This window comes from Paractinoplanes toevensis (assembly GCF_018332695.1).
GTDB lineage: Bacteria > Actinomycetota > Actinomycetes > Mycobacteriales > Micromonosporaceae > Actinoplanes > Actinoplanes toevensis.
Window position 1 is genome coordinate 1 of the sequence record NZ_BOQN01000244.1, and the last position, 1,221, is coordinate 1,221.

A 1,221-nucleotide genomic window follows, 5' to 3' on the forward strand; every position below is an offset into this window, starting at 1 on the left:
CCTGCCGCTCGTCTTCGCCGAATACGGCGTCGCGGCCGACACCACCAACGCGATCAAGGCGGGCGTGGCCACGCCGCTGTCCGTGACGCTGCGACGCCAGGCCGGCGACACGACACCGGTTTCCGAACATCTCACCCTCGACGTGTCCGCCGACGACGGCGCCACCTGGAAGCCGGTGACCGCGGCTTCCGCCGGGAACGGCCGGTTCACGGCGACCGTGACACCGGCCGCCGGCTATCTCTCGCTGCGCGTGCACGCCACCGACCCGCTGGGCGCGACGTTCGACCAGACCGTTGTCCGCGCCGTGCGCGTGGCCGCCTGACTCCGGAGGGAAAACAGATGCGTAGCCGCACACCCTTGCTCGCGCTCTGCGCCGCTGCTGTCGCCACGACGCTGACCTGGGCGACCGCCCTGACCGCGACGGCCGCCGCCGAGCCACCGGCCGCGACGCCGACAGCGACGCCGTTCGTGGTGCGGGACGCGTGTCCCGCCGTCGCGCCGCCCAAGGCCACCTGCTTCGCCAAGGTGGTGGTCAGCGGCGGCCCGGTGGGCACCCTCGCCGCGCCGGCCGGGCTCGCGCCGGCCGACCTGGTCTCGGCCTACGGCATCCCGTCCGGCGGCAGCGGCCGGACCGTCGCCATCGTGGACGCCTACCGGAACCCCAACCTGGAGGCCGACCTGGCCGTCTACCGCAGCACGTACGGGCTGCCGGCCTGCACCGTGGCGAGCGGTTGCCTGCGCATCGTCAACCAGGACGGCGCCACCACGCCGCTGCCCGCACCGGATCCCGGCTGGGCGCTGGAGCAGTCGCTCGACGTGGACATGGTCTCGGCCGCCTGCCCCGCCTGCAAGATCCTGGTGGTGCAGGCCACCACCAACGGTTTCGACGACCTGGGCGCGGCGGTAGACACGGCCGTGGCCCTCGGGGCGGACGCCGTCTCCAACAGCTACGGCACCGGCGTCGAGTTCGCCGGCCAGACCGAGTTCGAGTCGCACTACATCCACCCCGGGCATCCGATCGTGGTCAGCGCCGGCGACATCGGCTACTCGGTGTCGTTCCCGGCCGCGTCCGGTCACGTCACCTCGGTCGGCGGCACCACACTGACCAGGAACGCGAGCGGCACTTGGTCGGAGTCGGTGTGGTCGCTGACCGGCTCGGGCTGCTCGGCGTACATGCCGAAGCCGTCCTGGCAGACCGACCCCAACTGCCCGAAACGCATG

General features: G+C 72.7%; 2 protein-coding genes. Both read left to right on the top strand.

The window, feature by feature from the left end; all coding sequences use genetic code 11:
• Positions 1 to 322 (top strand): hypothetical protein (locus Ato02nite_RS50950; protein WP_213013968.1); only part of this gene is annotated, 322 nt, incomplete at its 5' end.
• Positions 323 to 339: 17 nt separating this feature from the next.
• Positions 340 to 1,221, top strand: an 882-nt coding sequence (locus tag Ato02nite_RS50955) for a S8 family serine peptidase (protein ID WP_498371299.1), incomplete at its 3' end; no start/stop codon positions are given.